The organism is Nocardia sp. NPDC020380 (genome assembly GCF_044386975.1).
Taxonomy (GTDB): Bacteria; Actinomycetota; Actinomycetes; order Mycobacteriales; family Mycobacteriaceae; genus Nocardia.
In genome coordinates this window covers 16,216-38,697 of sequence record NZ_JBIRVQ010000026.1, presented here as the reverse complement: position 1 = coordinate 38,697, position 22,482 = coordinate 16,216, and the positions used below count along the sequence as shown (strand labels likewise).

The 22,482-nt window shown below is 65.7% G+C and carries 21 protein-coding genes and 2 pseudogenes; 12 read left to right on the top strand and 11 right to left on the bottom strand.

Annotated features, from left to right (window positions below; translation table 11 throughout):
* Window positions 1-56: 56 nt before the first annotated feature.
* Both ACH438_RS43650 and ACH438_RS43645 read right to left on the bottom strand, forming a co-directional pair.
* Window positions 57-509, bottom strand: a complete 453-nt coding sequence (locus ACH438_RS43650; RefSeq protein ID WP_397016700.1) for a winged helix-turn-helix transcriptional regulator — start codon at window positions 507-509, stop codon at window positions 57-59.
* 71 nt (window positions 510-580) lie between these two features.
* Complete coding sequence (locus tag ACH438_RS43645; protein ID WP_397016698.1) at window positions 581-1,021, bottom strand: MarR family winged helix-turn-helix transcriptional regulator; 441 nt, start codon at window positions 1,019-1,021, stop codon at window positions 581-583.
* Window positions 1,022-1,125: 104 nt separating this feature from the next.
* Between ACH438_RS43645 and ACH438_RS43640 the strand changes: the two genes are divergently transcribed.
* Window positions 1,126-2,712, top strand: coding sequence for a nitrilase-related carbon-nitrogen hydrolase (locus ACH438_RS43640; protein WP_397016696.1), 1,587 nt, complete (start codon window positions 1,126-1,128; stop codon window positions 2,710-2,712).
* Here ACH438_RS43640 and ACH438_RS43635 read toward each other — a convergent pair.
* Window positions 2,684-2,998, bottom strand: coding sequence for an ArsR/SmtB family transcription factor (locus tag ACH438_RS43635; RefSeq protein ID WP_397016694.1), 315 nt, complete (start codon window positions 2,996-2,998; stop codon window positions 2,684-2,686). The genes ACH438_RS43640 and ACH438_RS43635 overlap by 29 nt on opposite strands.
* Window positions 2,999-3,101: 103 nt before the next feature.
* Here ACH438_RS43635 and ACH438_RS43630 point away from each other — a divergent pair, with 103 nt between their 5' ends.
* A complete protein-coding gene (locus ACH438_RS43630; protein ID WP_397016692.1) occupies window positions 3,102-3,812 on the top strand; it encodes an SDR family oxidoreductase in 711 nt (236 codons plus the stop codon).
* 224 nt (window positions 3,813-4,036) lie between these two features.
* Here ACH438_RS43630 and ACH438_RS43625 read toward each other — a convergent pair whose 3' ends face one another.
* Complete coding sequence (locus tag ACH438_RS43625; protein ID WP_397016690.1) at window positions 4,037-5,437, bottom strand: serine hydrolase domain-containing protein; 1,401 nt, start codon at window positions 5,435-5,437, stop codon at window positions 4,037-4,039.
* A gap of 213 nt (window positions 5,438-5,650) precedes the next feature.
* The gene (locus ACH438_RS43620; protein WP_397016688.1) at window positions 5,651-6,523 is read right to left on the bottom strand and encodes an SAM-dependent methyltransferase; all 873 of its coding nucleotides are present in this window, start codon (window positions 6,521-6,523) and stop codon (window positions 5,651-5,653) included.
* A gap of 86 nt (window positions 6,524-6,609) precedes the next feature.
* Between ACH438_RS43620 and ACH438_RS43615 the strand changes: the two genes are divergently transcribed.
* Window positions 6,610-7,122 (top strand): MarR family winged helix-turn-helix transcriptional regulator, encoded by a 513-nt coding sequence (locus ACH438_RS43615; RefSeq protein ID WP_397016686.1) that lies wholly within the window; start codon window positions 6,610-6,612, stop codon window positions 7,120-7,122.
* Window positions 7,123-7,132: 10 nt separating this feature from the next.
* Here the strand turns inward: ACH438_RS43615 and ACH438_RS43610 are convergent, their stop codons facing one another.
* Entirely contained in the window at window positions 7,133-7,822 is a 690-nt protein-coding gene (locus ACH438_RS43610; RefSeq protein WP_397016684.1) for a class I SAM-dependent methyltransferase, read from the bottom strand.
* Window positions 7,823-7,854: 32 nt separating this feature from the next.
* Window positions 7,855-8,706 carry a class I SAM-dependent methyltransferase gene (locus ACH438_RS43605; protein WP_397016682.1) on the bottom strand — a complete coding sequence of 284 codons (852 nt, stop codon included), beginning with the start codon at window positions 8,704-8,706 and terminating at the stop codon, window positions 7,855-7,857.
* A gap of 332 nt (window positions 8,707-9,038) precedes the next feature.
* Here ACH438_RS43605 and ACH438_RS43600 point away from each other — a divergent pair, with 332 nt between their 5' ends.
* Complete coding sequence (locus tag ACH438_RS43600) at window positions 9,039-9,698, top strand: hypothetical protein (protein WP_397016680.1); 660 nt, start codon at window positions 9,039-9,041, stop codon at window positions 9,696-9,698.
* On the opposite strand, the pseudogene ACH438_RS43595 reads toward ACH438_RS43600, so the two are convergent.
* Window positions 9,667-10,373: pseudogene (locus ACH438_RS43595) on the bottom strand (cysteine hydrolase family protein). The gene ACH438_RS43600 and the pseudogene ACH438_RS43595 overlap by 32 nt on opposite strands.
* A 9-nt stretch (window positions 10,374-10,382) precedes the next feature.
* A pseudogene (locus ACH438_RS43590) lies at window positions 10,383-11,623 on the bottom strand (purine-cytosine permease family protein); the annotation flags it as partial.
* A 344-nt stretch (window positions 11,624-11,967) separates the two neighbouring features.
* Between ACH438_RS43590 and ACH438_RS43585 the strand changes: the two are divergent.
* The gene (locus ACH438_RS43585; RefSeq protein WP_397016678.1) at window positions 11,968-12,771 is read left to right on the top strand and encodes an alpha/beta fold hydrolase; all 804 of its coding nucleotides are present in this window, start codon (window positions 11,968-11,970) and stop codon (window positions 12,769-12,771) included.
* Between the two features lie 48 nt (window positions 12,772-12,819).
* Window positions 12,820-13,212, top strand: coding sequence for a hypothetical protein (locus ACH438_RS43580; RefSeq protein WP_397016676.1), 393 nt, complete (start codon window positions 12,820-12,822; stop codon window positions 13,210-13,212).
* A gap of 59 nt (window positions 13,213-13,271) precedes the next feature.
* On the opposite strand, the gene ACH438_RS43575 is transcribed toward ACH438_RS43580, so the two are convergent.
* Window positions 13,272-14,087 carry a helix-turn-helix domain-containing protein gene (locus tag ACH438_RS43575; protein WP_397016674.1) on the bottom strand — a complete coding sequence of 272 codons (816 nt, stop codon included), beginning with the start codon at window positions 14,085-14,087 and terminating at the stop codon, window positions 13,272-13,274.
* 130 nt (window positions 14,088-14,217) lie between these two features.
* Here ACH438_RS43575 and ACH438_RS43570 point away from each other — a divergent pair, with 130 nt between their 5' ends.
* Entirely contained in the window at window positions 14,218-15,078 is an 861-nt protein-coding gene (locus ACH438_RS43570; protein WP_397016672.1) for an alpha/beta fold hydrolase, read from the top strand.
* A 14-nt stretch (window positions 15,079-15,092) separates the two neighbouring features.
* Here ACH438_RS43570 and ACH438_RS43565 read toward each other — a convergent pair whose 3' ends face one another.
* Window positions 15,093-16,127 (bottom strand): alpha/beta hydrolase, encoded by a 1,035-nt coding sequence (locus ACH438_RS43565; RefSeq protein WP_397016670.1) that lies wholly within the window; start codon window positions 16,125-16,127, stop codon window positions 15,093-15,095.
* 256 nt (window positions 16,128-16,383) lie between these two features.
* Here ACH438_RS43565 and ACH438_RS43560 point away from each other — a divergent pair, with 256 nt between their 5' ends.
* The 5 genes from ACH438_RS43560 to ACH438_RS43540 all read left to right on the top strand — a co-directional run bounded on the left by ACH438_RS43560 (window position 16,384) and on the right by ACH438_RS43540 (window position 22,482).
* Window positions 16,384-17,799 (top strand): condensation domain-containing protein, encoded by a 1,416-nt coding sequence (locus ACH438_RS43560; protein ID WP_397016668.1) that lies wholly within the window; start codon window positions 16,384-16,386, stop codon window positions 17,797-17,799.
* Complete coding sequence (locus ACH438_RS43555; protein WP_397016666.1) at window positions 17,796-19,244, top strand: MFS transporter; 1,449 nt, start codon at window positions 17,796-17,798, stop codon at window positions 19,242-19,244. Before ACH438_RS43560 ends, ACH438_RS43555 begins: the two co-directional genes overlap by 4 nt.
* 293 nt (window positions 19,245-19,537) lie before the next feature.
* Window positions 19,538-21,028, top strand: coding sequence for a glycosyltransferase family 39 protein (locus tag ACH438_RS43550; RefSeq protein WP_397016664.1), 1,491 nt, complete (start codon window positions 19,538-19,540; stop codon window positions 21,026-21,028).
* Window positions 21,025-21,993 (top strand): glucosyl-3-phosphoglycerate synthase, encoded by a 969-nt coding sequence (locus ACH438_RS43545; RefSeq protein WP_397016662.1) that lies wholly within the window; start codon window positions 21,025-21,027, stop codon window positions 21,991-21,993. Before ACH438_RS43550 ends, ACH438_RS43545 begins: the two co-directional genes overlap by 4 nt.
* A 9-nt stretch (window positions 21,994-22,002) precedes the next feature.
* Window positions 22,003-22,482: a universal stress protein gene (locus ACH438_RS43540; protein ID WP_397016660.1), complete on the top strand. Its 480-nt coding sequence runs from the start codon at window positions 22,003-22,005 to the stop codon at window positions 22,480-22,482.

The window sequence follows — 22,482 nt, the reverse complement described above, 5'->3', positions numbered from 1 at the left end:
CAGGGTCCCTCTCGATTTCTAACTAGTAGTAAATCAGTACTAGTTAGAAAGTAGCACTAGTCTGAGGGTGTGGCCAGAGGCTCGAGGGTGGCGGCTTCGATGGGCTGGTGGCAGCTGCTGCAGGCGAGATACGGCTCGGTTTGGTTTCCGCAGGCGGTGTGCAACAGCGGCCGCGCATCGAGGGACTGACCGCTGGCGGAGGTCTCCGCCCAACGAGTGATCGCCACGAGAGCGGGCACGACCAGTTCGCCCGCGGCATCGGTGAGCCGGTACTCGTACCACTGCTTGTCGGGCCGGTACAGGTGCTTGTCCAGCAGTCCCATTTCCGTCAGATCGTTGAGCCGCGTCGTGAGCATGGTCGCCGAAATGCCCAGTGCGCGTTTGAGTTCGCCGAAGCGGCGGACGCCGAAGAAGACCTCGCGCAGGATCTGATAGTTCCAGCGTTCCGAGATCGCGGCAAGGAATGCCTGGCCATGTTGAAAGGTGACGTGCTCGATGTTGCCGGCCACGATGCTCTCCTTGGTAGTGATTTGCAACTAGTTTCACACTAGTATCACTTGACGAGGAGGCTGCGGCGATCTCAGTCGCGTTTCGCTCGCGCGGCCTTGGTCAGTAGCCGGCTGAGTTGGCGTTGCTCTGTCGGGCTGAGTTGGGCGATGGATGACCGGGTGCGCATTGCCGTTGCGAGCTGTCGCCGGACTTCGAGGCCACGCTCGGTGAGGGTCACGATCTTGGCCCTCCGATTCGCCGGATCGATCTCTCGGGTGATCAGGCCCTTGTCCTGCAGGCGGTCGGCGAGGAAGGTCACCGTCGACGGGTCGCAGCCCAGGTCGGCGGCGAGTTGCCGCATCGACGGGGTCGCGGACGGCTCGATCTTCCACAAGGTGTTGGCCATGACAGCGGTCAGGCCCAGGTCGCCGACCGTGTCGGTGAGTAGTGCATTCGTCTGCTCGGCCACAGCGAAAACCAGGTCCAGCACGTCATAGACCAGCGATTCTTCCGCATCCGCCTGCTCCGCCACGACCCGACAATACTTGGTCACTCAAACACTTGACAACTCCAAGTATCGGCATGGGAGACTGCAAACACTTGGACACTCCAAGTGTTTGATTCAGGAGATCCCGAATGACCACGGGCACAAGCAATCTGCGATCCGACACCTCCGACCCTGACACCAGCGCGCCGCCCAGTACCTCACCGAAAATCGGGCGACCACCAGATCGGTGGCGTTACCTGTGGCTCGCCGCCGGCGCGGTCCTGTCGTTGTTCGCGGTCAACGGCCGCTGGGATATCCCTTTGGCCGCATGGGCTTTCGCTATTCTGCTGCTGCGCTTTTCGCGAACCAGCCGGGCGGGCATCGGTATCGGTCTGGTCTGGCTCGCCAGTGTCGGGGCCTCGATGTTCTTTCTATGGCACGTGGCCGTTCCGCTGACGGGCATGACCGCACTGGGCGGGCTGGGCTTCGGCACCGTGCTCACCCTGCCCTACCTGGCAGACCGCCTGCTCACGCCGCGGCTCGGCACCCTCGCACGCCTGCTGTTGTTCCCGATGGCACTGGCCGCGTGCGAGTTCGTGCTGGGCGTTTTCGCTCCGTTCGGCACCGCCTACGGCCTGCTCGCCGACACTCAGTACACCAATCCTGAGCTGCTGCAAGTTATCTCACTGACCGGCCCGTATGCCATCGGATTCCTCATCGGCGCCCTCGCCACCGTGGCGAACCATGTGTGGGAGTATCCGCTGTCCTGGCGCACCGCCCGCGTGCCCGCCATCTACGCGCTCGTGCTCGGCATCGTAATCGTCGGCGGCAGTGCATGTTTGGCGTTCTTTCCGGTAACTACCGCCCAGACCGTACGCATCGCCGGCATCAACCCGAGCACCGCGGCCCTGGACGCGGAAATGAAGGCACTCGGCCAACCCGGATTCGACCCGATGGCCATACCCCGTTTCGACCCGGACACGGTCTCACGGGAATCGAAAGCAGTCATCGACAGCCTCTTCGACAACACTCGCCGCGCCGCGCGAGCCGGCGCGAGAATCGTTGTCTGGTCGGAGAACGCGGCCAGGATCTCGGCCTCGGGCGAACCGGCGTTCCTGGCCGCCGCACAGGCCGTCGCCCGAGAGGAGAAGGTCTACCTCGACGTGGCCGCCAACGTCTATCTGCCGATCGCACCTTACGCCCGTGACGAGACACATTTCATCGGCCCGGACGGGGCACTGCTGTGGACATACCAGAAAGCCCACCCAATTCCGGGCCTGGAAACCTACACCCCCGGTGACGGAACGGTTCCCGTGGTGAGCACACCATACGGCCGAATCGCGAACGTGATCTGCTACGACGCAGACTTCCCAGCCATGATGCACGCCGACGCGGACATCAAGCTGGTGCCCGGCGGCGACTGGCCGCAATTCGGCCGGCTGCACACCCAAATGTCGAGCCTGCGCGCGATCGAGAACGGCTACTCACTGGTCCGCCAGGACTTCGACGGCTGGTCGGCCGCCTACAACCATCACGGACAACCCATTTCGACACAGGACACCACCGTCGACCACGACCCATGGATCGTGGATGTCCCGACCCACGGCACCACCACGCTCTACCGACTGACCGGCGACCTCTTCGCCTGGCTATGCCTCGCAGGCACTCTCGTGCTGACGGTTATCGCGGGCTCTCGTGCCTGCGGGTTCAGGCGGTGGCCGGGGGTGCGGCATTGAGTACGGCGTCCAGCAGTCCGGGGAATCGTGCATCGAGATCTTCGCGGCGCAGTTCGACGGCTTTGTAGCGGCCGACCTTGTGTTCGCGGGTGATGCCGGATTCGCGAAGTACCCGCCAGTGGTGGGTGGCGGTTGCTTTGGTGACCTCTACCGGGAAGCTGCCGCACGTGCGCTCGCCGGTGGAGGCCGCGAGGTCGCGCACGATCCCGAGGCGGACGGTGTTGCCGAGGGCGGCCAGCACGTCCTCGACGAGTAGGTGCTCACGGACGGGGTGGTAGGTGGTCATAATTCCGATTGTACGACCAATCACATACTGTCGTACGGACGCGGGTATGACTGTACGGTAGATGTCATACAGTCGTACTGACCCTGAATCGGAGGAATTCTCAATGCCCGCCAGCCTCGCCCCTGTCGCGATCGTCACCGCCGCCGGTTCCGGTATCGGCGCTGGAATGGCCACCGAACTGGCCGCCGCCGGCTATCGCGTCTCCCTGTTCGACATCGATGACGCGGTCGAGGACTTCGCACGTGAGCTCGGCGGGATCGCCACCATCGGGTCGCTCACCCGACCCGATGACCTCTCGTGCCTGGTCGACACCACGCTCGCGCGGTACGGGCGCATCGACGCGGTCGTCAACGGCGGCGGCCACGCCCACAACAACGAACTGCTGAAGATCACCGACGAGCAGTGGCACGACGGTCTGGACATGTTGCTGCTCAGCGTGATTCGCATGGCACGCCTGGTCACCCCGCACATGGAGCAGGCCGGGCGCGGCGCATTCGTGAACCTGTCCTCGTACACCGCGTTCGAGCCGATGGGGGCGATCCCCGTCAACTCCAGCCTGCGTGCCGCCTTGAGCAGCTTCACCAAGCTCTACGCGGACGTGCACGCGGCCAAAGGCATTCGCATGAACAACCTCATGCCCGGCTTCGTCGACAGCTGGCCCACCGACCCCGAATTCCTCGCCAGGATCCCCGCCGGCCGCTACGCCACCACCGCCGAAATCGGCAAACTCGCGCGCTTCCTCGTCTCCGACGACGCCGCCTACATCAATGGCGAATCCATCCGCATCGACGGCGGCGCCGCCCGCTCCCTCTGACCGACCTTCCAACAGGAGATCCACCCGATGAAACGATCGATCGCGCTCGTTCTCGTCCCGCTACTGGGGATACAGCTGCTGGCCGGGCGCTCACCGCGCAGGAAGTTCGAGAATCCGGTCGAACAATCCCATGACCCCGCCCGCATCTGGTCGCGAGGGGCCGACAACTGGCATCGAGGCACACCGACCGGCAAGTGCCCCCGATCTTCGGGGCGACAGCCGGGTCAGTCGGCCACGCGGCGGGTCATGCGACCGCCCGCGGAACGGTACTGGGCCCGGCCATCTCGGAAATCGTTGTAGGACACCAGCAGCTGGCGCGAGTAACCGGTGAAAATCTCCAAGGGCAGCCCGGCGGGTGCGAACAGGTCTTTGCCGACCGGGAGGAAACGGCGGGTCATGACCGGAATCGAGCCGCCGGCGAAAGCGGTGAAGATGCGGGACTGTTCGTCATCGGCCGGTTCGTAGATGGTGGTCTCCTCCAACGCGCCGTCCACCGCGCGGACGTCGATGCGCAGCTGGTTGGACCGGTAGGTGCCCTCATAGCGATGCAGATCCTCGTCTTCGACCGTGGCGGTGATCAGGTCCGGGATCGTGGCGCCCAGCCGATCTCGCAGCAACGACAACAGGATTCGGTCGAACAACGCCATGGCGCGGGCGTCATTGCCGTAGGCGGCGAACACCAGATCGTGGCTGGGTACCGCGACCAGCACGGCGACTCCGCCGGGCGAGGCGCCCGAGTGCGACAGGACGTTGATGTCGCCGAAGGGCATGAGCAGCCAGCCCAGCCCGATCGGCGGACTGTGCAGGCTGCCATTGGAATGCGTGACAGTCTGCATACGCCGCACCGACTCCTCGGAGAGCACCCGGGCACCCGAGGGGGACAGGCCGCCGTCGAGGTGAGTGCGGCCGAAGGTCAGCAGATCGCCGATGCCGGCGATGGCCGAGGAACCGGCCGGGCCCCACGTGTCGGGCAGTTTGAACAAGTCGGTACGGCGCGCACCGTCCTGAGTGGGGAAATGGCCGACCGCGGTGCTGCGCAGAATCGCCTGCGCGGGACTGGTAACGGCGCCGGTCATCCCGGCCGCGGTGAACAGATTCCGTTGCAGCAGTTCGTGATACGGCAGTCCGGTCACAACTTCCAGCACGCGGCCCGCGATGATCATGCCGGCATTGGAGTAGCTGATGTGCTCGCCGGGCGCGAACAGCGTGCCGACCTGTTCGGCCATGCCCTCGACCGCGATGCGCAGCGCGTCGGGACCGTCGGCGTCGGGAAAGTGCAGGTCGCCGTCGATGCCGTTGGTGTGGTTGAGCAGGTGCCGGATTCGAATGTCCTCGGCACCAGGGGAGTTGAGGTGAAACTGCGGCAGATAGGTGACAACCCGCTCGTCCAGATCGATACGACCCTGCTCGACCTGCTGCATGACCAGCGTCGTGGTCAACACCTTCGTGATCGACCCGAGCAGGAACCCGGTGTCCTCCCGCATCGCCTCGCCTGTGACCACATTGGTCACCCCGTGCGCCACTACTTCCTGCTGTCCCGCGTGATACACACCAGCGACCACGCCGGGTACCCCGCTGGTTTCGATGAATTCGCTGACCAGTGCGTTCAAGCCCCTGTTCGACATCGTGCCGACCTTTCTCCATGTCCGCCGGGGCGGATCTCTTTGCTGAGATCGACAATGGCTGGCTGCGCTGACAGGCCACCGACAGCACGCCGACAGTGGCACCCGGCTCGATTGCGGGGCGTTGTCTCGGCGGCGAGCCCCATGAAACATGGGCATTTCAAATTACGGGTCCGACGGTAAGTTTCGAGCCCCGGAGGCTGCCGTAATACGGATCTACTCATGCCGTGGAGACGGTTCGGTGAGCGACCGGGTGTGCGCGTGTACGCAGCGTTCGAGGTCGGTGATGTCGGTGCGGCCGGCGGGTTGCAGGTACCGCGTCGTGTATTCGTGTGCGCCGACTTGTTCTACCTCGCGCCAGCCGTATTCGGCGAGCAGATCGCCGACCTGGGCGGGTCGCAGGCCGAATTGCCACAAACCTCGGCCGACGAACTGCTTGTAGGTGGATTCGGTGCCGTAGAAGTTCGTGCCGTCGAGGAAGTCCTGCTGGATGTAGGTGAATCCGAGGGTGCTGTCTGTCGCGGCGCCGGCGAGTGCGGTGAGGGTGGTGCGGACGGCCTTCTCGGTCAGGTATTGGGTCACGCCCTCCCAGAGGAACAGCGTTTTCGCCTGCGGGTCGTAGCCGTGGGCGATCAGTGTGGCGGTGAGGTCCTCGGTTTCGAAGTCGATGGGGACAGCGGTGATGGTGTCGGGCAGGGCGATTCGCTGTTGTTTGCGGGTGATGTTGACCGGCAGATCGACTTCGAACGCAGCGATACCGGCCGTCGCGGCCAGGCGGCAGGCCCGGGTGTCCAATCCGGCGCCCAGCACGACCACCGCGTCGAGGCCCGCATCGATCGCAGCGGTGGTGAGGTCGTCGAGGTAGCGCTTGCGGCAGGCCAGGCTGTTCCACATCCCGGGTGATCGCTTGTCGGACATGCCTTGTACCCAGCGTTGCGCGGCGGGCCAGCGGACGAACGGCCGCAGTGTACGGGGGAGTACCCCGAGTGCGAGATCGTCTGTGAGCAAGCGTGTTTCGGGTGGTTGCAGGGTTTCGACGGCGGCGATCATCATCGGCACCACCGAGGTACCCGCGGCTCCGTTGCTCATTGTCGGTTCTCCTCGAGCGGGTGTTTCCCTCCACTGGTCTATGCTTGCTTGCATGAATCAAGACTCTGCATGGAGGAAGTATCTGCATGAATGCAGATAAATCTAGGCCCAAGTCGGCGCCCGCGTCAATGGACCCCGAGAAGTGGGCCCAGCTCGCCCAGGGCAGCGCCGCCTACCGTGAGTACCTGACCGCGCAATCCGTGACCGCCCACGCCGCCGCCCAGGCGCTCGGCCTGGGCGGCACCGACTTCTTCGGGCTGAATCTGATCGCGCTGGCCGGACCCATGACCGCAGGCGAACTGGCCACCCGCACCGGCCTGACCACCGGCGCCGCGACGCGCCTGATCGACCGGCTCGAGCGATCCGGCTTCGTGCGCCGCACCACCGACCCGGCCGACCGGCGCAAAGTGGTCGTCGAGGAGGCCCCGGACCCCTCGGGCCGCGTCCAGGCAGTCCTGGAACCGCATCGCGCACGCATGGCCGAAGTCTTCGTCGACTACACCCCCGAGCAACTCGAGGTGCTCTTCGACTACTTCGCCCGCGCCACAACCGCATTGCGCAAGGCCGCTCAGGATCTGGGCGAGCGGCCCGCCGACTGAACCTTGGCGATCAACCCAGATGCGCCTGCAACAGCCACGCGGGCACCGAACTCAGACCGCTGGGTTCGTCACGCACATCGTTGAATCGGATGGGCACCTGCGATTCCCGGGGCAGGTTGTTGCCGTGGATGCGCGCCGGTGCGATGTCATCGACCACCCAATGCTTGGACACGATCTCGCGCAGCTCGTCCGCGGTCACCGGGTTGGGCCCGAATTCCAGATTCTCCGGCAGCGCGGTGCGGTCGAACACCAGCACGAAATACGAGGCGCCCGGCGCCGCGGCCCGCACGATCGACTCCTGGTAGCCCTCGCGCAGTTCCACCGGAATCGAGTGGAACAACGTGCTGTCCACGATGGTGCCGAAGCGCCCGTCGTAGCCGGTGAACGCCGAAATGTCGGCCACCTCGAACGAGGCATTGCTCAAGCCACGCCGGGCCGCCTCGGCCTTGGCCAGTGTGATTGCGGTCGGTGCGCTGTCCAAACCCACTGTGGTGTGGCCGCTTTCGGCCAGATACAGCGAGATCGCGCCCTCCCCGCAGCCGACGTCGAGGACGTCGCCGTGAAACTTGCCTTGATCGATGAGTGCCTGCAACTCCGGCTGCGGCCTGCCGATGCTCCACGGTGGTTTCGTCCCCGGCTGCAGGGGGCCGCCCTCACCCTTGTAAGTGCTTTCGAATGTGAACTCACTCGGTGTGGTCATGTCCTCCGGGGTATCAGCGCGGCCGTTGGGTGTCAATGTTGCCGGCCTGCCTGGAAAAGATTCATGCGGTAGTTCGCGAAATCCTTGGCATTGAGCAGTGCCGACATCCGCAGTCCCAGTTGCTGCCCGCGCGGTAGCGTTCTGCGGATGGCCGGCTGGGTGTGTGCGAGGTTGCGAGACTCGTGCAGGGTGAGCCCGATATCCTCCAGGACGCCGGGAGTGTCACAGGCCCAACGCATTCGGGCGCGCATGGCGCTGATCGCCGCCAGTCGATCCTGGGCCGCGACCGCCTTGCTGCCGCAGGTGTCGAAGGTGATCAGGCTGCCGGGGAAGCGTTCGACCATGGTGGTCAGCACCTTCCGGGCCTCGGTCTCCTCGAAGTAGGGCAGTACGCCCTCGGCGATGAACAGATACGGTCCCGGCGATTCGGCGATCTCGTCGAGCCATTCGGCATCGAGGATGGATGCGGTGATCATCCGCCGCCGTTCGGTGTCGGTGAAGAATCGGCCGCGGAGCTCGATCACCTCCGGCAGATCAAGATCGAACCAATGGCACGAGCCATTGTCGAGGCGGTCGAATCGGCTGCTCAGTCCCGCACCCAGTTCGACCACCGTGCCACCGGGATGCGCGGTGAGGAATTCGCGGGTCCAGGCGTCGAATACGCAGGCGCGCAACGCGGTAATGAGAATGCTCGGCCCGTCGAACTTGCTGAAGTCGTAGTCGATGCTGTCGACGATGCGCACGGCTTGTTCGTCGCGCAGCAGCCCGTGCGGTTTGCGTGACTCCACCGCACGTCCGTGCAGTGGGATGACCAGGGTTTCCTGGACCGGGGTCAGGGTGAGCTGCCGGCGGTTGTCCTCGGACGGTGTGGTGTGACCAGACATGGCGTAACCCTAACCGTGAGTGTCGAATCATGTTGGTATGCAGCACATTCGGTGCTCCCGGAGCAATCGGTAGCCGGGAGTTCGCAATTTGGGTATTTGCTGCGTTCATGTGCCGTTTTTGTGAGTACGCTGCGTATCCAGAGATTTGCCTGAAGAACTATATATATGTTCAGAAAACGTTGTATCCGCTGCAAAATGAGTCTTACGATTCGGTCTCGGCGCAAGCAAGCAACGTCCCGGCTACATTTGCTGGCGATTCTTGTAGACGAGTGCTCGATGAGGTCCTCTATCCCAAATGAGGGTTGCGCCTGCGGAAGAAAGTACGGATTCATATGCAGTTCAAGAAGTTCGCCGCGACCTCGGCCCTGGCCATTGCAGCGCTCGCCATCGCCACCGGCACGGCCTACGCGGATGGCCCGGCTCCCGCCGGTGACCAGGCCATTCACTGGAATGACAAGATCGAAGGCAATTCGGTCCTGGTGAATACCGACCTCGGCTCGCTCACCACCGACGGCGACCAGTTCCAGGTGCGCGACAACCAGGGCGCCCTCGTCACCGCGTTCCCGCTGAATTTCGTGATGGACGGCCTGTCCCACCCCGTCGACGCCCAGATCAACGGCAATACCGCCACCCTGACCCCGAATATGGACCCGGCGGTGGCCATCCCGGCGCCCGCACTGCACTACGTCGCCAGCCAGGCTGACCAGGATGCGGCTTTCGGCAATGCCGTCAACCAGCTCGGCCTCGCCAGCTCGGTCGGCACCCTGATCGGCACCCTGGTCGGCGGCGTCGGCGGCTGCGCGATCGGCGCCGTGCTGGGCACCCCGGTACTGCTGCCCGGCTGGATCGGCGGCTGCCTGATGGGCGCCGGCATCGGCATCCCGATCGGCGCCGCGGCGGGTCTGGTGCTGGCCGGTGGGCCTGCCGCGATCGCGGTCGGCATCGGCCTGTTCAACCGCCTCAACGCTCCGGATGCTCCGCCGGCGTCGTAAGAAGAGCTCCGATCAGCGCGGCCGAGTCCGCGACCGCGCCGAAGACGCCGCCCTGCATGGTGACCATCCGTAGGGCGGCGTCGTGGTTGGCCGGGTCGGTGGCGCCGGTGCAGTCGGACAGGATCAGGCATTCGTAGCCACGATCGTTGGCATCGCGCATGGTGGTGTGCACGCAGACATCGGTGGTGATCCCGGTCAGGATGAGATGGGTGATGCCGCGAGCACGCAGCAGCAGGTCCAGATCGGTGGCGTAGAACGAGCCCTTACCGGCTTGTCGATGATCGGCTCACCCGGCAGCGGCGCGACTTCGGGAACGATCTCCCACCCCGGTTCGCCACGGACCAGAATGCGGCCCTGCGGTCCTGAACTCCCGATCTCCGCACCGATCTGGGCCGAGCGCCAGCGCTTGTTGGCGGGCAGATCACTCAGATCGGGACGATGGCCTTCCCTGGTATGGATGACCATCAGCCCGGCAGCGCGCGCTGCGTCGAGGACCTTTGCGGTCGGCTGCAATCCCGCCCGAGTCAACGCGATGTCGTAGCCCATCGCATCGACATATCCGCCCGGTCCACAGAAGTCGACCTGCCAGTCGATCAACAACAGCGCGGTACGCGCCGGATCGATCGGGCCGTCGAAGGGCCAGGTATACGGATTCGCGGGCACCTGCTCGGTCATCGAGCCACCACCTCGGGACGGGCCGCGATCCGCAGCAAGACGAAAAAGACTGCACCGGTAACCATTCCGGCAAGAGCCTCGGACAATCCCGGCGCCCACAAATGCGCGGCCATCGCACAACCCGCACCACCGGCCCACGCCAGGAACGGCTCGAGGTGCCATTGCCCTTCCGCACGAGCGATACCGAACCTCGGCAATACGAGCAGATCGAGAATCATCACGACCCCGATCGGCGGCACCACCACGCCGAGCAGATTCAGCCACGTATCGAAATGCGACCAAACCCCCAGCCCGGCAAGCACAATGCCCACCACGCCCAGCATTACCGTCAGTGCCCGCATCGATCGCCCCGTGAGCTGACCCCACCCGATGGCGCCGTTGTAGAGGCAATGGGTACACACCGAACCGAGATTCACGAACACGAACCCGATCGCGACCGGAACCACCCACCCACCGTGATCGACGAGAATCCCGAGGAAGTTCCCGCCCTCGGTAGCAGTATTGCGCGAGACCCCGAGCGCCACCACCAGCCCGCCCACCATATTCGCGACGATATTCGCCACCGGAAAAGCCGTGAACGCGGCAAGAAACCCTTCCCGCCCGCTGCGCGACCACCGCGTGAAGTCGGCAGTCATGGTCCCCGAATCCGCGAAGCAGGCAATGATCAAAGTAAGGCACGCACCGAAACTCAGTGCACCGGAACCACCCTGGTAATCGAAGGCATTGCCGATCGAGGTCGACGACGTGGCGAACACCAAGGCCACCACCGCCAGCACCACATACAAAGGCGCAGCGACCATCCCGATGACCGACAGCGCACGAATGCCGATCAACGTGATCAGCACATACCCCACACCCGCGAGAACCGTTGTCGCCGTCTCGTTCCAGCCGAGCGTGCCATGAATGACCGACCCCGTAAGACCGGTCTGAAACGCGAACCAGCCGATCACGACCGTGGCCAGAAAAGCTGCGGGCACCACCCGCCCACTCCGCCCGAACGTCCGAGTAGCCAGCTGCGCAAAGCTCTTCCCCGTATCCCCGGCAACATAACTGAGCGCCCCGACATATCCCATCAGCACGAGATTGCCGAGCACGATCGCCAGCATCCCCCGCCAAAACCCTTGCGAATAAACGACCAACCCACCGAACACCGCACAGGTGAGAATCATCGGAAAGCCCACCCACACCGCCGAAACCGACGCCAGACTGCGGCGTGCCGCCATCGGAACAGGTTCGGTCTCGTACTCGGCCAGCGTATCCGTGTCCGGGGGTGCGGTCTTGTCGGAGTCGAGTACGCCCGTCATTATCCGACCTCGTTCCAGTCGCGCCGCATGGCTGTAGAGAATTCCGGCGCCATGTTTCATGCTCAGGCCCCGCGCCGTAACGCTCCGATGACCGATGATTGCCGTTATGTTGCTGATTGCGTTGGGTTGAGTTGTAGATCGACCGGCAGCCGCGTCGACCGGGGCGTGCTGCGCTACTGCGGTATCGGTGGGTGCTGCTACTCCGGTAGCTGTCCACCGTGCGGTACCGGTGGGCAGTGTGGTGTTCCATGGCTGGATATGTGACTCGACTGGCGCGATTTTGCGGTGTCGTGGCTGCCGTGGCGCTGGTGATCGCCGCCGCGGGATCCGCGACAGCGGCAGCGCCGCAGATGATTTCGAACGACGGGCATCGGCTCGCCTTCTACGTGACGCCCGGGAAGTTGCCCGCGATCGTGCTGGATGCCGGTGGCGGAAACGACGCCTCGTACTGGAAGGATCTGGTGCCCGCCCTGTCTGCGCGCACCGGCTCGGAGGTCATCACCTACGACCGCACAGGCAGCGGCCTCAGCGATGAGGTGCCCGGACCATGGAAGGCGCAGGCGGCCGCCTCGGACCTGGAGGCAGGACTGACCCAGCTGGGCGTAGCGGGCCGGGTCATTCTCGTTGCGCACTCGCTCGCCGGTGAGATCGCCACGTACTTTGTCAATGACCATCCCGATCAGGTCGCCGGTGCGGTGCTCGTGGACGCCAATCTCCCGGAGTTCTTCACCAAGAGTGAGACGGCCAAGATCGTTGCCGCGAACCAATCGCAGATAACTGCGCTACAAGCCCAGCCCTCGACGCGAGAAACCCGTCAACTGCTCGCGCAAGCAGCCGATTTCGGACCGGTGCATCTGGCCTACCACGAGATGTCCTGGCCGCCGAGCATCCCCGCGACAGCCATCGTCTCTTCCTCGACGCCTTTCGACACCCCCGACGATGCCCTGCTGTGGAAGGCCGCCCAGGCCGATTTCGTCGCCGAAGCGTCGAACCGCCGACTCATCGTGGCAGACAACAGCTCTCACGACATCCCTATCGACCGTCCGGACGTCGTCATCGCGGCGATCGAGCAGATGACCGAACAAGGTTCTTAGTGGGTGGGGCCAGGATCGGCGGATGATGGGTCGAATACGCTGCAGCGCATGTCGAATACCAACAACAGGATCGCCGCGGCCGCGGGCATTGCGGGCCTGGGCATCGTGGCGGCACTCACCGGCGCCGGGTCGGCCAATGCGACCGTCACCGTCCTGGATCACGATGGCACCTATGCGATTCCGGGCGATATCGCCCCCGGTCAGTACATGACCTATCACGCCAACCAGGACTGCGAGTGGGCCGTCTACGACGCGTCCGGCAATACCCTCTTCTCCGGCGGCATCGGCGCCGCGATCCGCGGCACCGACGGCCAGATCCAGATCGGAATCGGCGGCAACGCCGCCTCCTTCTCCACGACCAGCTGCGGCACTTGGCAACTCGTGAACGACGGCCGCCAGCCCACCGGTCAGAACTCGGGATCCTCGGGTCTGGGCTTCTGACACAGCGGTAGCCGTCGAGGCGATCAACGCTTGTTGATCGCCTCACCTGGGCATATGGTTCAGTTCGGCTGGGAGGCGCGGGACAGGTCCCAGAGGATGTCGTGGGTGGCGGGGTCGGCGGGGACGAAGGTTTCGATGGTGAGTTCGGACAGGCCGATATCCATCGGGGTGCCGATGACGCTCATGATGGTGAACAGGGCGAGGTCCTGCTCGTGCAGGCGGATACGCCAGGTGAGGACCGGGCTCTCGGGGGTTGTGCGCGCGGGATCGGACCAGTTCTTGCGGGCTGGAATGGTGGGCCAGGACTGTGCCTCGACAGCCAGAGCCCGGAGGGCGGGATCGTCGGTGCGGGCGGTGACCCGGTCGAAGTTGCGCAGGACGTAGGGCGACCATTCGGCGAAATTGGCGCTGCGGGAAGCGAACCCGTCCGGGTGCAGGGCGATGCGGAAGACGTTGCGAGTCGGCTCCAGGACATGGGCGGGCAACGAATCGGTCAGCCGTTGCGCGGCGCGATTCGTCAGCTGCACGTTCCAGGCGCGGTCGAGCGCGACAGCAGGGTAGGGGTTCTGACCGTCGGGGAAGGTCTGCAGGGTGGTGCGTACCCGCTGCATCTCGGGAGCGTCCAGGTAGGTCTGGGCGTAGCGGGGGGCGTATCCGGCGGTGAGCAGCCATTCGTTGCGTTCGCGCAGGGGTACGTCGAGGCGTTCGGCTATGGCCATCAGCAGTTCCGGGCTGGGGCGGGATCTGCCCAGTTCGACGAAGCCGAGGTGGCGGGTGGATACGCCGACCTCGAGGGCCAGCGCCATCTGGCTGAAGCGGGCGCGCTCGCGGTGGCGGCGCACCAGTGGTCCGACATGGTCGCGAGTCGAGGTCATGCGGCCGAGCGTAGGACGCGGCGGGTCGGCGAGTCGACTACCTGCGAGGTAGTCGACACTGACCCTGCTGCCGTCCGATGCTCGAAAAGCACTGTCCCGCAACGGGGCAACGCCCACGGATTGGAAGATCATGCCCTTCATCGAAACCAAGGACCGCACCAGCATCCACTTCACGGACTGGGGCGGCGCCGACCGCAGGCCCATCGTTTTCACCCACGCCTGGGGTGTGCACAAGGGCATGTGGGACTACCTGCTGCCCGAATTCCTCGACGCCGGATACCGCTGCATCGCCTACGACCGCCGTGGCCACGGCCGCTCCGATATCGCCGAATTGCGTTGTGACCTCGATACACTCGCCGACGATCTGGCCGAGCTGCTCGAGTCGCTCGACCTGCGCGATGTGCTGCTGGTCGGTCATTCGCTCGGCGGCGCCGAGGCGGTCCGCTACCTCACCAGGCACGGCAGCGGGCGCGTGGCTGGCCTGGTGCTCAGCGCCCCGAGCGCTCCGATGCTGGCGCAGGCGCCGGGCAATCCGAACGGGATCCCGCCGGAAGTCGTCGGCGCGATGCGGCAGTTCGTCCGCACCGATATCGGTGCGATGCTCGACTCGTGGCAGGTCGAGGACTTCTTCGGCACCGCCCGCCCGATCTCGGCCGCGCTCGCCGACAGCGTCCGCCGCCAAATGGTGGACACGCCGGTACCGGTCATGCTGGCGACCTTCGAAACCAATATGGGCGTGGACCTGACCGCCGAACTGCCCGGCATCGAACTGCCGACGCTGATCATCCAGGGCGACGCCGACATCAACAACCCGTTGGAGCTGACCGGCCGCCGCTGCGCGGAACTGATCCCGCACGCCTCGCTCACCGTGCTGCCCGGCGCCGGGCACGGGCTGTATCTCGGCGAAGCGGACGCCTACGCCGACGCCATCGGATCCTTCGCCGCGCTGCTGCCGGGCCGGCATCGATCCGCAGCGGTCTTTGCTGGTTGAGCGCGAGTCGCGGATCAACCATGCAGGGCCTGCGCGAAGAGTGGCCAGGAGTCGTGCAGGTCCTGCTGCCAGTAGCCCCAGGAATGGGTGCCGGCCGGGCGGAGGTTGAAAGTGGCCGGTATCCCCAGGGATTGGAACCGGTCCTGGAGGGTGTGAGCGCACTCGTCGGTAATGGCTTCCAGCAGAGCGCCGCTGGTGAGCTGAGCCAATAGCTTGGCGGGATTGCCATGGATTCCGGGGCCGTCGAGAGTATCGAGGGCCCCGGGCACACCGGTGCCGCTGGAGACGTAGACCGCGGTCCCACGGAAGCGGTCGGCATGCAGGTAGGGATCTTCGGCGGACCAAGCAGGGTCGTCGGGTGGACCCCACATATTGGTGGGATTGCCACCCCAACGCAGCACCACAGCATCGACGAAGAAGCGCCCGGCAAGGTCGCTGGTGCGAGCGCACCCGCTGTAGGAGCCGATTGCCCGGTACAGACCCGGCGCATCCAGCGCGAGCTGGAAAACCGAAGTGCCGGCCATCGAGATGCCCGCAATTGCGTTGGCTCCGTTGCCGTTCAACGCCGAATCGATGATCGGCGGCAGCTCACGAGTGAGGACCGTGCTCCAGCGAGCCCGGCCCATGACGGGGTCATCGGCATGCCAATCGGTGAAGTAACTGCCGTTGCCGCCCATCGGCGTCACGACATTGAGCTGTTTGCCGCGGAAGAAATCGACGATATCGGTCTGCTCCGGCCAACTGCTGGCATCCGAGCCACCGCTCGCACCATTGAGCAGATACAGGGTGGGGGCCGGTTTCGAACCGTCGGGTGCGCGCAGCACCTTCAGCGTGATGTCGGTGTTCATGGCCGTGGAATGCATCCGCAGGTCGAGCAGCCCGTCGGCGTCCTCGCTCGCGGCGATCAGCGCGGAGCCGTCGGGCGCCGGCCGTGCGGCCGCCGACACCGCGTCCGGCGCGGCGGGCTCGGCTTTTGCCGGAATCGTGGCGCAGAGCCAGAGTAGGACGCCGGCGAGGACGAGCGGGATGAGCGGGCCAGTCGGTTTCACCCGGGTACTCCGATAACGATGAGTGGGGCAGTTCGGAGCGTGACGCTAGGCCGAAAACAATGCGGGGACAACGCAAATCACCCCGGTTTGGGAGACCATCCGGACCCCGGCGGCCCGGCTTGGGAATCATCACAGACATTGAACCGGGCGCTGGCCACGAGACGGCTCGATGCCGTTCACTCGAATCCTGTTACCGCCGGGCAACTGGCCGCGGCGGGAGCACACGCTGCTCAGCTGTAGGAATCGAGGGTCATCCATGGTCGCATTCGGCCTCTTCGACGACTGGCATCCCGAGCCCGGCCGGCTCACCACCTGGACGGCCTCGCCGGGCTCCCGCTCCGCGGTACGGCGCGCACCCGCACACGAGGTGCCGCCCTCATATCAGCAGGAGGCTTACTTACGCGGGGTGCATCGCAATTCCGCTGCGGGAATGCGTGTTTCACGACTGTGCATGATCTCGTTCGACATTCCGGGCGAGCCGGACCGCCGGGCCATGACCACCGCGGTGAACGCCTTCCTGCGCCGGCACGACACCTTCCACAGCTGGTTCGAACCCGAACGCGACGACCACATCGTGCGCCACGTCGCGGACCCGGCCGACATCGAGTTCACCCCCACCGAATACGGGCAGTTCGACGATCTCGCCGCACTCCGCGAACGCGTGCAGGCCGAGACACCCGGACCCTACGACTGGGATTGCTTCTCCTTCGGCATCATCGAACGCCCGGGATCGTTCACCGTGTACGCCGCCGTCGACCATCTGCACACCGACGGTGTGGCACAGGCACTGTCGTGCGTGGAACTGCTGCTGCTCTACGGCAGCGAATTGTCCGGCACCGCAACACCACTGGCGCCCGTCGAAGGACACATCGGCTACTGCGCGCGCGAACGCCGCCGCAACGAACAGCTGACCGCGGAGTCGTTCACCGTCCGCCGCTGGATGGAGCTGCTGCGGCGCAATGACGGTGAAGTGCCGAGCTTCCCGCTCGAACTGGACGGCGGCGGCTATCAATGCGGCGCACAGCACACCATGCCGCTGCTGAGTGAACCCGATGCGCTGCGCTTCGAGCAGGTCTGCACCGACCACGGCGGACGGTTCCTCGGCGGACTGTTCGCGGCCGTCGCCATGGCGGAATTCGAATTGGCAGGCAGGGAAAGGTATTTCGGCCTCACGCCCGCCAATACACGATTCCTGCCCGGGGAGATGAACTCGGTGGGCTGGTACACCAACCTCATCCCCGTCGAAATCCGCGTCCGCCCTGAGGATTCCTTCATCGCACTGGTCGCCGCCGCCCAGGAATCGGCCGAGCGGGCCAAGGACCTCACCGACGTCTCACTGCACCGCGTGCTGGAACTGGTCGAACCCGGGGACGGCATCGCCGCGCGGCCCGGCTTCGCGGCACCGATGGTGTCCTACGTCGATGTCCGGAAGATGGCCGGCGCGGACATGTTCGACGCCATCAAGGGCGGACTGTTCGGGAGCAACGGCTGCTCCGGCGAGGTCTTCCTCTGGATCAACCGATTCAACGATGTGACGACGATGAGCCTGCTCTTCCCGGATACCCCCAAGGCACACGCGGCCATCGAACGCTACGTGCGGACCCTGGTCGCCGTCATCACCGCGGTCGCGTCCGAAGGCGACTACGCGCTGCGTGTCCCGGCCTTGTCATGACCATCCGCATCTCCAGCCGGACCGATCCCGACGCCCGCCCTCCCGGCGCGTGGATCGCCTTGGCGGCGTGCCTGATCGCGGTATTCATGCAGATGCTCGACCTCACCGTCGTACACACCGCCATGCCCGCACTCGCCCGGGACCTGCGGGCCGGTAGCTCGGCCGAACTGCTGATCGTCAGCGTGTACGGACTGGCCTTCGCCTGCACCCTGCCCACCGCCGCCCGCATCGGTGACCTACTCGGTCGGCACACCGTCTTCGCGGGAGCGTTGGTCGCATTCGCCGTCGCCTCCGCGTGGTGCGGGATATCCACCAGCGCAACAGAATTGATATTCGCGCGTGGATTTGCGGGCATTGCCGCCGCAATGGCCTCCGCACAGACGATCGCGATCATCACCGCCGCGTTCCCCGAGCAGGCACGTGCCACGGCTTTTGGGGTCTACGGCGCGGTCGCGGGGCTCGCGGGCATGGCAGGTCCGACACTCGGTGGCGTGCTGGTGGACGCCGATCCGCTGGGACTGGGATGGCGCGCCGTCTTCTTGATCAATATCCCGCTCGCGGGTGCTGCTGTGGCGTTCGCACACGGACAACGGAATATCGTTGCCGAACGGACAGTGAAGGATTCGAAGCGACCCGGAATGCCGAGCCGCCTCGACATAAAGGGCGCGGTGTTGTCCGCCGCAGGCCTGGGATTGCTGGTCTATCCACTGACCTCCGGCCACGAGAAGGGCTGGTCGCCCGCCGTCGTACTGCCGCTGGCCCTTTCGATACCGACCCTGGCCATGTTCGTGCGCTCGCAACGGAATGAGCAGGCCCGGGGCCGGGAGCCGCTGGTGCGACTAGAACTGTTCGCCGACCGCGGATTCGCAGTCGGCGCGGTCCTCACCGCGCTGTTCTACGGCATGTTCACGGCCCTGCTGTTCACGGTCTCGGTGACGGCCCAATCCGGACTGGGCTGGTCGGCCTCACACACGGGCCTGGTCATGCTCCCGTTCGCGATCGGCGCAGTATGCGGCGCCCTGTCCTCACCGATCCTCGTGTCCCTGTGGGGATCCCGGGCACTGACGGTCGGCATCACCGTTTTCGCGATCGCGTTGGGGGCGATCGCGGACACCATCCACCTCTACGGCCCCACCCTCAACCTCCGAGAACTCGCCTGGCCGGTCTTCGCGGCAGGCACAGGCATGGGCTGGTTCGCCGCCCCACTCCCGGCCCTGATGCTGGCCGGAATCACTGACCGCGCCACCGGGTCTGCCTCCGGGCTCGTCCCCACCGTCCAGCAGGTCGGCAGCGCACTCGGTGTGGCCGCCCTCGGCGCAGTCTTCTTCGCCCAGGCGACCGACCACTCCTATCCCGTCGCACTCACCACGGTGCTGTGGACCATGGCCGGTCTCTCGGCCCTGATGATCGTCCTCACTCTCGCACTGCCCCGGCGGCGGACATGAACGCGGCAGGCTCGCCCGAGGCGGTTCCGGGCGCTCGTTCGGAAATCGTGTCCCAGTCTGTGCCCCTGCCACTGCGGTGCAGGGAGGAAGCGGAATTTCCGTCGCAGTCCGCGGTGGTCGTAGGGCTCGGGGCACAGCAGGGCGCGGCCGTCAGCTCGAGTGCAGCATTCTCTCGACCGCGACAGGAGCCGACGCTACCGCTGCAGCCGGAGGCACCGGATCGCGATTGGATCGACGGCTCACAGCGGGCGCGGCCGGCACAAGATGCGCTGCCGGCGTGGAATGTCCGGGCGGTGGGTGCGATCGCGGGGATCGCGGCCATGCTGTTGTGTCTGCGGGCGGGGCGTTATGGCTACTTCGGGGATGAGCTGTACTTCCTCTCGGCGGGGCGGCGGCCCGCGGTCGGGTATGCCGATCAAGGGCCGTTGGTGCCGTTGCTAGCGCGGGGGATTGCGTGGATCGAGCCGGAATCGCTGGTGGCGTTGCGGATGCCATCGATCGTGTGCGGGATTGTCGCGATCTGGGTGTGCGCGGGGATCGCGCGGGAGTTCGGCGGTGGGAAAGCTGCACAGCGGCTGGCGGCGGTCGCGTTTGCGACGAGTCCGTTCCTGATCACCTCGGCGGCGACTTTGTCGACCTTCGCGCTCGATGCCGCGTTCTCGGCGCTGCTGGTATGGATGTTGGTGCGCTGGGCTCGTATTCGTGAGGATCGGCTGCTGGTGTGGGCGGCGGTGTGTGCCGTGGTCGATCTGCAGATCAAGCTGTTGTTGCCGGTGCTCGGGGTGGGAATCGTGCTGGGCGTGCTCGTGTTCGGGCCGCGCGCGGTGTTTCGGCGTCCGGCGCTGTGGATGGCAGTGGTGGTAGCGGCGCTCACCGTGGCACCGAGCCTGCGATGGCAGGCGCGGCATGACTGGCCGCAACTGGCGATGGGACCGGTGATCGCGAACGAACAGCGCGCAGCTACCGGGGGAGTGATCGGGCTGCCGGTGCAGTGGGCGCTGCTGCTCGGGGTGCTCGGAAGTCCACTGGTTTTCGGCGGATTGTGGTTTCTGCTGCGATCGGCCCGCGGGCGGGCGTATCGGTTCGTCGCGGTCATGGTGCTGGTGCAGGCGTTGTTCGTGATCATCACCGATTCGCGGCCCTACTACCTGGCGGGATTGTTTCCGGTATTGCTGGCGGCGGGCGCGGTGTGGTGGACCGAGCGCGAACACCGGCTGTGGCGCACAGTGATCGGCGCTATGGCCGTAGTGGTAGCCGTGGTCATTGCCGTGACCGTGATCCTGATACTGCCGTTGCCCGCATCGGCACTGCACGAACCCACCAACTCCCAGCAGGGAGTATCGGCTCGCATGCGGCTTTTCGGTATGGACGGCTGGAACGAACTCGTCGACGACGTGTCTGCCGCGGCCAGCGAATTGCCGCCCGAGGAGCGCTCGCAAGCCGTCGTCATCGCCCAGACCTATTGGCAGGCCTCGGCTTTGGATCAACTCGGCGTCGATCTGCCACCGGTGTTCAGCCCGAATCGTGGATTCGCCTACTTCGGCAGACCACCGGCGACCGCCACCACCGTGCTCTACGTCGGTTCGGCGGCGTCGGAATCGGCACTGCACCGGGACTTTCGCACCGTGCAGCCGGTAGCCGGGCTGGATGACCCCCTCGGCTTCCCGGGCATCACCCGCCACCTCGTCATCTTCCGCTGCGAGCACCCGCTCCGCTCATGGTCCGAGATCTGGCCGGCGTGGCGCACCACCGCTCTCGACTCCGCTGAAAGGACAGTCCGATGACGTATCGGAGAGGCTCCGCCGAAGTGAGCTGGTTCCACCATCATTCGTCAGTGCCCGACCTGATCGCGCGCAAAGGCGGGCGCACCGTGTCGGTGGTGCTGCCCGCGCTCAACGAGCAGGCCACCATCGCCGGCGTGCTCGCCTCCATCCGCCACCTGGTGGGCACCCTGGTGGACGAGCTGGTGGTCGTCGACTCCGGCTCCACCGACGACACCGTGCGCATCGCCGAATCCGCCGGTGCCACCGCGGTTTACACCCGCGAGGAAGCTATCCCGAGCATCCCGGTACGGCCCGGCAAGGGCGAGGTGCTGTGGCGGTCACTCGCCGTGACCACCGGCGATCTGATCGTCTTCGTGGATTCGGACCTGCTGGCGCCGAGCCCACTGTTCGTCCCGGCGCTATTGGCCCCACTCCTGCTCGACGACGACATCGCACTGGTCAAGGGCTGCTACCGGCGTCCCCTCGCCGCCGGAATGCCCGGCGAGGTCGATGGCGGCGGCCGCGTCACCCAGCTCGCGGCCCGTCCGCTGCTCGCCGCGCTCGCCCCCGAACTCGGCGAAGTACTGCAACCTCTCGGCGGCGAATACGCGGCCACCCGAAACCTGTTGACCAGCATCCCCTTCGCGCCCGGCTACGGCGTCGAGATCGGCATCCTGCTCGACACCTGGCAGCGTCGCGGCGCGCACGCCATCGCCCAGGTCGACCTCGGCACCCGCATACACCGCAACCGCCCCACCCATGAACTGGCCGTCATGAGCCGCCAGCTGGTCGCCACTCTCCTGGACCGGCTCGGCATCCTGGATTCGGGCGCCGGCCTGGTGCAATACCACCCCGACGGCCCGTCCTGGCGGCGCACGGTCAGCACGGTCTCCCTCGCGGATCGCCCGCCCATGGCGAGCCTGCACAGCCTCGACAGCGCCGTTTCCGCCCCGAGCTTGATGCGGCCGGTGAGTCGTACAGACTAGGGTGAAGTGGTGGCCGAACCTACGACTCCCGGAGCGCAGGGCGCATCCGGCTTCGAATTGGGTACCGACGGTCCACTGGTGATCGTGGTGGGCGTCGATGGATCCGAATCTTCCTGGCGGGCTGCCGCTTACGCGGGTGGTCTGGCGCGGCGGCAGCGGGCGATGCTCGCGGTGGTGTACGTGCAACCGTGGATGCCGATGGTGACCGCGATGGGCGCGGACGTGCAGGCGCTGACCACCGATATCGCCGACGAACTGGTGCAGGAGATCCGCGAGGCGGTCGAGCGGGTGGAGGACGTGTTCACCATCCGCTGGAAATTCCTGACCCGCCGCGGTGATCCGTATACGGAACTGTCCAAGGCCGCCGATGAACTCGGTGCCGATGCGGTGGTGGTGGGCGCCTCGCAGCAGGCGGGACATCGGCTGATCGGGTCGGTGGCGGTGCGGTTGGTGCGATCCGGGCGCTGGCCGGTCACCGTTGTACCGTAG

What these genes read in the sequence shown, in the direction of transcription:
- ACH438_RS43600 (WP_397016680.1), top strand. Translation starts at nt 9,039, where the DNA reads ATGCAGTTCAAGAAGTTCGCCGCGACCTCGGCCCTGGCCATTGCAGCG.
- ACH438_RS43610 (WP_397016684.1), bottom strand. Translation starts at nt 7,822, where the DNA reads ATGACCACACCGAGTGAGTTCACATTCGAAAGCACTTACAAGGGTGAG.
- ACH438_RS43575 (WP_397016674.1), bottom strand. Translation starts at nt 14,087, where the DNA reads ATGACCTCGACTCGCGACCATGTCGGACCACTGGTGCGCCGCCACCGC.
- ACH438_RS43580 (WP_397016676.1), top strand. Translation starts at nt 12,820, where the DNA reads ATGTCGAATACCAACAACAGGATCGCCGCGGCCGCGGGCATTGCGGGC.
- ACH438_RS43640 (WP_397016696.1), top strand. Translation starts at nt 1,126, where the DNA reads ATGACCACGGGCACAAGCAATCTGCGATCCGACACCTCCGACCCTGAC.
- ACH438_RS43560 (WP_397016668.1), top strand. Translation starts at nt 16,384, where the DNA reads ATGGTCGCATTCGGCCTCTTCGACGACTGGCATCCCGAGCCCGGCCGG.
- ACH438_RS43570 (WP_397016672.1), top strand. Translation starts at nt 14,218, where the DNA reads ATGCCCTTCATCGAAACCAAGGACCGCACCAGCATCCACTTCACGGAC.
- ACH438_RS43625 (WP_397016690.1), bottom strand. Translation starts at nt 5,437, where the DNA reads ATGTCGAACAGGGGCTTGAACGCACTGGTCAGCGAATTCATCGAAACC.
- ACH438_RS43620 (WP_397016688.1), bottom strand. Translation starts at nt 6,523, where the DNA reads ATGAGCAACGGAGCCGCGGGTACCTCGGTGGTGCCGATGATGATCGCC.
- ACH438_RS43630 (WP_397016692.1), top strand. Translation starts at nt 3,102, where the DNA reads ATGCCCGCCAGCCTCGCCCCTGTCGCGATCGTCACCGCCGCCGGTTCC.
- ACH438_RS43615 (WP_397016686.1), top strand. Translation starts at nt 6,610, where the DNA reads ATGAATGCAGATAAATCTAGGCCCAAGTCGGCGCCCGCGTCAATGGAC.
- ACH438_RS43555 (WP_397016666.1), top strand. Translation starts at nt 17,796, where the DNA reads ATGACCATCCGCATCTCCAGCCGGACCGATCCCGACGCCCGCCCTCCC.
- ACH438_RS43605 (WP_397016682.1), bottom strand. Translation starts at nt 8,706, where the DNA reads ATGTCTGGTCACACCACACCGTCCGAGGACAACCGCCGGCAGCTCACC.
- ACH438_RS43545 (WP_397016662.1), top strand. Translation starts at nt 21,025, where the DNA reads ATGACGTATCGGAGAGGCTCCGCCGAAGTGAGCTGGTTCCACCATCAT.
- ACH438_RS43635 (WP_397016694.1), bottom strand. Translation starts at nt 2,998, where the DNA reads ATGACCACCTACCACCCCGTCCGTGAGCACCTACTCGTCGAGGACGTG.